Source organism: Kitasatospora sp. NPDC059088, assembly GCF_042738155.1.
In the GTDB taxonomy this organism is placed as follows: domain Bacteria; phylum Actinomycetota; class Actinomycetes; order Streptomycetales; family Streptomycetaceae; genus Kitasatospora.
This window is the reverse complement of sequence record NZ_JBHYGR010000002.1, coordinates 42,285-49,267: the sequence shown is the minus strand read 5'-3', so window position 1 is coordinate 49,267 and position 6,983 is coordinate 42,285. Positions and strand designations below refer to the sequence as shown.

Here is a 6,983-nt window from a genome sequence, read left to right as displayed (position 1 = left end):
CGTCCGTCCCTCACCGAGTGCACCGCGAGGAACCGGCGCACACGGGCTTTACCTGTTACCCCGCCGGCGGGGCGCCCCGCCAGCGTTGGGGGGGGGCGCTCGCCGTTCCCGGTGCCGACGGGTCGGCGCGTCAGTGCCCCGGAGCGGTGGCGCAGGGCAGCGGCGACCAGGTCGGGCAGACCGCCGGGTCCTGCTGCGGCGGCGGGGCCACGCCCCGGGCCGCGGCCGGCAGCTCCCAGCGCGCGACCGCCTGGGCCTGCGGCTCCGCCACCACCGCCTCCAGCCCCGGCGTCGGACTGCACCACAGGCTGGTGATGCCGTTCGGCGCCCCGCCCGGCAGCAGCGGCACGCCCGGGGCCTCCACCTCCGCCGTCGGGGCCGGCACGCAGAGCGCGGGGACCGGCTGCTCCGGCCGGTGGAACAGCGCCGCCGGGCGCAGCCCGGAGAGCGTCGCCACCGTCGCCCCGCCCACGGCCACCGTCAGCAGCACCGCCGCGCCCGTCCGGGCGGCCGTGCCCATCCGGTGCTTGGCCCGCAGCACCGGCACCGGCGCCCGGTGCGGCTCCGGGCAGCCCCGCACCGCCGCCCGGTGCAGCAGCCCGCTCAGCCCGTCCGCGAACCCCGGCGCCGCCGGGTCCGGCCCCACCAGCTCCGGCACCCACTGCGCCAGTGCCGTCCGTGCGGCCCACACCCGCCCCTCGGCGGCCGCCCGGGTCGACTCCACCTCCACCGCGACCGCCGCCGCCGGCAGCCCCAGCCCGTCGTGCAGCACCAGCGCCCGCCGCTGCGGCCGGGACAGCCGCCGCAGGGCCTTCAACAGCGCCTTGTCCCGGTCGGTCAGCCGGTCGTGGTCCGGCAGCACCGACTGGGCCTCGTCGGCCGGCCGGACCCGGATCCGCCGGTGCGGCAGCGTCCACGCGTGCACCCGCCGGGGGCCGCCGCGCCGCCACGGCGACAGCGCCAGCTCGCAGGCCCGCACCCGCACCCAGCCCTCCGGATCGCCCGAGCCGACCACCCCGCCCCAGTCCTGCCGGGCCTCCCCGAACGCCCGCCGCACGCAGTGCACCGCGCGGTGTCGGCAGGCGGTCAGCAGGAACACCTGCTGCACCAGCCGGGTGTGCGCGGCCTCGTACAGCTCCTCGAAGCTCTCCGTCAGGTCCCGTCCGTGGCCCGCCTCGCTGAGGGCCGCGCTGATCCGTTCACGGGAGTCGGCGGCGTCCCGCCCGCCGGGGGCGGAACCGGAACCGGAACCGGGACCGGGACCGGCCACGGACGCGGCCGCGGGCCGGGCGGCCGCGGGTGGCTGCGGAGCGGCCGGGCCCGGGGCGGCGGTCGGGGTGCCCGGCTTGCGCCCGGCCCCCTGTGGGCCGCGCGTGCCGTCCGCGGGACGACGGCGCCGACCCTCGGGCTTGCCCGGGGCGGGCCCGGGGCGCGCGGACGGGCCCTGCGGCTGGCCCTGGTGCTGGCCGGACTGCCGGCTCGGCCCGGAGGCCGCCGGGGTGCCGGGCTCGCCGTGCGCCGTCGACCGGCCGGGGCCGGTGCCGGGTCCGCTGCCGGCGCCGGGGGAGCGGTGGCGGCGGTCGCTGTCGGTGCCGGGCTTCCCGCCGGTCGGGGTGGTCTTGGTCATGCCGCTGCGTTCTCCCGGGGCAGTGGGGGCCACTCGCGTACGGTCGGTGCCGGTGGGGGCGGCCGGGGGGCGCCGGCCCGGGCCGGTCGGGGGTGCGGTCCTGAGCAGGGCGATCGCGGCGGCTTCGGTGGGGCAGCCGAGTTTGCGCATGGCCCGGTGCAGATAACTGCGGGCGGTCGCGGTGGTGACGCCGAGTGCGGCGGCGGTGTGATCGAGGCCGTGTCCGGCGGCCAGGTGGGTGAGGGCCTGGGCCTCACGGGGGGTCAGCTTCCGCAGGGGATCGGTGGCACGGGCGGGTGGCGTGGTCATCAGACGCTCCGGGCCGGGGCGGCGGCGGCTTGGGGGCAGGGTCTGAAAAGGCGCATAAGACAATAATCTGGGACACGGCGGCGGTTTGCCGGTTCACGGAGCATGGCGAGTCGCCTTGGCACCATGAGGCGCATGACGCAGCTGATGGGCCGTCCGCTCCTGGAAGTGCCCGGCGAATTGGGTGGACGCCCGGCGCTGGCCGACCTGTTGGCGGGGGTGCGGACGGCGCTGGTCGGTCTCGCGGTGGTCGGGGTGCCGGTCCTCGGGCTCTGGGTGGCGACGCCGTACGCGGACTCCGATGCGGCCGGTGCCACCCGGTTGGCGGGTGCGCTCTGGCTGCTCGGGCACGGCGCGCCGGTCCTGCGCGGCGGCGCGGACGCCCCGCTGACGGTCACTCCGCTGCTGCTCGGGGCCCTGGCCGTGGTGCGGCTGTACCGGGCGGGGGCCGGGGTGGCGGCACGGCGGGGGCTGCGCTCGCGCTGGGGCGGCCCGCTGGCGCTCTGGGCGGGGTACTGCGCGGTGGCGGTCGTGGTGGCGCTGCACAGCGCGGGCGCCGGGCTGTTCCGCAGCCGGGTGCTGCCGGACCTGCTGGTGGTGGGCCTGGTGGCCGGGCTGGCGACGGCGGCGGGCGCACGGTCCGGCGGAGCCGCCGGGACGGAGGGGGCCGGGGGCGCGGCGCGGATCCATGCCGAGGCGCTGTTCGACCGGCTCCCGCCGGGCTGGCGGCCGACCGGGGGCACGCCCGCGGTGTGCCGGGCGGCGGGTGCGGCCGCGGCGGGGCTGCTCGCGGCGGGCGGGCTGCTGGTGGCGGTGGCGGCGGTGCTGGACGCGGTGGCCGGGGGCGGGCGCGGGATGGCGCTGCTCGGCGGCGGGCCCGCCGCGCTGGTCGGGCTGCTGCTGGTCACCGTGGTGCTGCTGCCGAACGCGGTGCTGTGGGGCGCCGCGTACGCGCTGGGCCCGGGCTTCGAGGTCGGCGCCGGGTCGCTGGTGTCGCCGGGCGGGACGGAACTCGGCGCGGTGCCGGAGTTCCCGCTGTTCGCCCTGCTGCCCCAGGAGGGCCCGGGCGGCTGGCGGCTGGCCGCGCTGCTGCTCCCGCTGCTGGCGGGGCTGGTGCCCGCGCTCCTGCTGGGCCGGGCGGCGGCGGGCCGGCCCTCCCCGGCGGGCGGGGGCGGACCGTGGCCGCCCGCGGCGACGGCGACGGCGGCCCTGGCGGCCGCGCTGCTGCTCGGCACCGGGGCGACGGTGCTGGGCTGGCTGTCCGGCGGGGCGCTGGCGGCCGAGCGGATGGCCCGGCTCGGGCCGGTGCCGTGGTGGACGGGCCTGGCGGCGGCGGGCTGGCTCGCTCTGGTGGCGGTGCCGGGCGCCCTGCTGGTGCGGTACCGCGCGCTCGGCCCCGCCCCGGCCGAGGACCCGGCCGAGGCACTGGACGACGACCTGGCCGGGGCTCCGGCCGGGGACCTGGTCCGGGCCCCGGCGTCCGTCGCGGGCGCCTACGCCCGGCTCGCGACCCGGACGCGCGGGAGCGCGCTGCGGCTGCGCGCCGGTGCCCACGCCCTCGTGCTGCGGCTGTCCGCCCGGCGCCCCGCCGACTGACCCCGGTCGGGCCGGCCGTTCGGCGTTCCCGCTCCTGGGCGTTCCCGCTACTCGGCGTTCCCGCTGAAGTCCACGTACCACTGCGGCGCGTACCGGTCGCAGTTCTCGGCGCCGACGTTGGTGAGCGAGTCCCGCACGCAGGTGACGTAGTCCCGGTAGTGGACGCTGAGCCCGATCACCGAGGTGGCGACCATGACGGTCATAGCGCCGGTGAGGATCCCGGCGAGCGCGGCCGGGGTGAGCGGGTTCGGCGCCGGGGCACCGACGGGGCCGGTCTGACCGTACGGGCCGGCCTGGCCGTACGCCCCGGCCGGTGCCGCCGCGGGAGCCGGGGCGGTCGCGGTCCGCCCGGCCCGGAGCGCGCCGACGCCCCAGACGATGCCGAGCACGCCGGCCAGCAGGGCGATCCAGTGGAAGCCGGTGAACAGGCAGACCAGCGCGAACGGTCCGGCCAGCGCGGCGTTGCGCGCCTTGCGGTGGGCCGGGTTCGCCAGGTCGAGCCGGGGCGGCTGCGGACCCTGGGGGCGACGGCCGGGCCCGCCCTCGCCGGGGCCCGGTCCCCACTGCTGGGGGTGCGGCGGGCGGTCGCCGCCGGGACCGCCGGCCTGGCCGCCGTCGCCCTCCGGACCCTGGCCGGGCCAGGGGCTGCGCGGCCGCCACGGCTGGTCCGGGGCGTCCGCGGGCGGCGGCGCGAAGGGGTTGCGCTCGTCGGTGTCGTCGCCGCTGCTCATGGGTTCAGCCGTTCCTTCTCGGTCGGGGCTCGTGCGGAGGGTCGCGCTCGGGGGCGGTCTCCTCCGCCCCAATGATCCCGCAAGCGTTCGAGGGCCCGTCGGGGGCCTGCCCGTACCGGGGCCGGTCGCCCGTAACTCCGGTGCGGAGGGCCCGAGGAGATCCCCGTCTCAACTACGCGCGTAGCGCCGGAGGGAGGGTGCAGGGGGCCTCCGACCAGCCGTTATCGTGGTGACGGTCAGCAGCTCCCACGGGTTCCCCCGGTCCCGCGTCGCGGCGGGTTCTCCTGGTGTTCCCCCTCGCTCGACCTGCCGTTCGTAGTGGCCCCACCGCCGGTGGACGTACCAGCGGGCGGCGCCCGACCTACGGAGAATCGCGCAGTGGCCGCCGCCCCCGCCCAGCTCTTCCCGCCCCGTACGCCCGGACCGGCCCGCCTGGTGGTGCTGGTCTCCGGCTCCGGCACCAACCTCCAGGCCCTGATCGACGCCGCCGCCGACCCGGCGTACGGCGCCGGGATCGTCGCCGTGGGCGCGGACCGGGACGGGATCGCCGGCCTGGAGCGTGCCGAGCGGGCGGGCCTGCCGACCTTCGTCCACCGGGTGAAGGACTTCGCGGACCGGGCCGACTGGGACCGCGCGCTGACCGCCTCCGTCGCCGCCCACCAGCCCGACCTGGTGGTCACGGCCGGCTTCATGAAGATCCTCGGCCCCGAGTTCATCGCGGCCTTCGCGGGGCGGATCGTCAACACCCACCCCGCACTGCTGCCGTCCTTCCCCGGCGCCCACGGCGTCACCGACGCGCTCGCGTACGGGGTGAGGGTCACCGGCTGCACCGTCCACCTGGTCGACGCCGGAGTGGACACCGGGCCGATCATCGCGCAGGGCGTCGTCGAGGTGCTCGACGCCGACCACGCCGATGGCGGCGACGCGCTGCACGAGCGCATCAAGACTGTCGAGCGCAAGCTGCTCGTCGACGTCGTGGGCCGGCTGGCCCGCGAAGGTCACCGCATCGAGGACCGAAAGGTATGGATCCCGGCATGAGCGCGAGCTCCACCACGCCCCCCGTTTCGGAGAACATCCGTCCGATCCGTCGCGCGCTGATCAGCGTGTACGACAAGACCGGTCTGGAGGAGCTGGCCCAGGGCCTGCACGCCGCCGGGGTCGCCATCGTCTCCACCGGCTCCACCGCCGGCCGGATCGCCGCCGCCGGCGTCCCGGTGACGGAGGTCTCCGAGCTGACCGGCTTCCCGGAGTGCCTGGACGGGCGCGTGAAGACGCTGCACCCGCGCGTGCACGCCGGCGTGCTCGCCGACCTGCGCCTGGAGTCGCACCGCGCGCAGCTGGCCGAGCTCGGTGTCGAGCCCTTCGACCTGGTCGTGGTGAACCTCTACCCGTTCAAGGCCACCGTCGCCTCGGGCGCCACCCCGGACGAGTGCGTCGAGCAGATCGACATCGGCGGCCCGAGCATGGTCCGCGCCGCCGCCAAGAACCACCCGTCGGTGGCCGTCGTGGTCGACCCGGCCCGCTACGCCGACGTGCTGACCGCCGTCCGCGAGGGCGGCTTCGACCTGGCCACCCGCAAGCGCCTGGCCGGTGCCGCGTTCGCCCACACCGCCGCCTACGACGTGGCCGTCGCCTCCTGGTTCGAGGCCGGCTACGCCCCCAGCGACGAGCGGTTCCCCGAGTTCCTGGGCGCCACCTGGGAGCGCCAGAACGTGCTCCGCTACGGCGAGAACCCGCACCAGGGCGCCGCGCTGTACAGCGACGGCACCGGCGGCCTGGCCGGTGCCCAGCAGCTGCACGGCAAGGAGATGTCGTACAACAACTACGTCGACACCGACGCCGCCCGCCGCGCCGCGTACGACCACGCCGAGCCGGCCGTCGCGATCATCAAGCACGCCAACCCGTGCGGCATCGCGACCGGCGCCGACGTCGCCGAGGCGCACCGCAAGGCGCACGAGTGCGACCCGGTCTCCGCGTACGGCGGCGTGATCGCGGTCAACCGCCCGGTCACCGTCGAGCTGGCCGAGCAGATCGCCCCGATCTTCACCGAGGTCGTGGTGGCCCCCGGGTACGAGGACGGCGCGGTCGAGGTGCTGGCCCGGAAGAAGAACCTGCGGGTGCTGGTCGCCCCCGGGGCCCCGGCCAACCACCAGGAGGTCCGCCCGATCTCCGGCGGCGTGCTGCTCCAGGACGCGGACCGGGTGCAGGCCGAGGGCGACGACCCGGCGAACTGGACGCTGGCCGCCGGCGAGGCGCTGTCCGCGGCCGAGCTGGCCGAGCTGGCCTTCGCCTGGCGGGCCTGCCGGGCCGTCAAGTCCAACGCGATCCTGCTGGCCAAGGACGGCGCCTCGGTCGGCGTCGGCATGGGCCAGGTCAACCGGGTCGACTCCTGCAAGCTCGCGGTCGAGCGGGCCGGCGAGCGGGCCAAGGGCTCGTACGCCGCCTCGGACGCCTTCTTCCCGTTCCCGGACGGCCCGGAGATCCTGATCGCCGCCGGTGTCCGGGCGATCGTCCAGCCGGGCGGTTCGATCCGTGACGAGCAGGTCGTCGAGGCGGCCCGGGAGGCCGGCGTGACGATGTACTTCACCGGCGCCCGCCACTTCTTCCACTGAGCGGCACGAAGCGGGCCCGGGCCCGCGGGGGGGGGGCGGGGCGCCTGCGGGGGGGGGGGGGGGGGTGGCGCTTTCCCGCGCCGGGGTAACCACCCGCACCCCCCCGGGGTG

General features: G+C 77.8%; 5 protein-coding genes. 3 read left to right on the top strand and 2 right to left on the bottom strand.

The features are described from left to right. Positions 1-130: 130 nt before the first annotated feature. Entirely contained in the window at positions 131-1,936 is a 1,806-nt protein-coding gene (locus ACFWXO_RS01130; protein ID WP_380521184.1) for a LuxR C-terminal-related transcriptional regulator, read from the bottom strand. Positions 1,937-2,068: 132 nt separating this feature from the next. On the opposite strand from ACFWXO_RS01130, the gene ACFWXO_RS01125 reads away from it, so the two are divergent. Then, positions 2,069-3,529 (top strand): DUF6350 family protein, encoded by a 1,461-nt coding sequence (locus ACFWXO_RS01125; protein WP_380521182.1) that lies wholly within the window; start codon positions 2,069-2,071, stop codon positions 3,527-3,529. Positions 3,530-3,576: 47 nt separating this feature from the next. Here ACFWXO_RS01125 and ACFWXO_RS01120 read toward each other — a convergent pair whose 3' ends face one another. Next, positions 3,577-4,260, bottom strand: coding sequence for a hypothetical protein (locus tag ACFWXO_RS01120; protein ID WP_380521181.1), 684 nt, complete (start codon positions 4,258-4,260; stop codon positions 3,577-3,579). A gap of 378 nt (positions 4,261-4,638) precedes the next feature. Here ACFWXO_RS01120 and purN point away from each other — a divergent pair, with 378 nt between their 5' ends. Then, positions 4,639-5,298 (top strand): phosphoribosylglycinamide formyltransferase, encoded by a 660-nt coding sequence (gene purN / locus ACFWXO_RS01115; protein ID WP_375882217.1) that lies wholly within the window; start codon positions 4,639-4,641, stop codon positions 5,296-5,298. Next, positions 5,295-6,872 carry a bifunctional phosphoribosylaminoimidazolecarboxamide formyltransferase/IMP cyclohydrolase gene (gene purH, locus ACFWXO_RS01110; protein ID WP_375882220.1) on the top strand — a complete coding sequence of 526 codons (1,578 nt, stop codon included), beginning with the start codon at positions 5,295-5,297 and terminating at the stop codon, positions 6,870-6,872. Before purN ends, purH begins: the two co-directional genes overlap by 4 nt. Positions 6,873-6,983 lie beyond the last annotated feature (111 nt).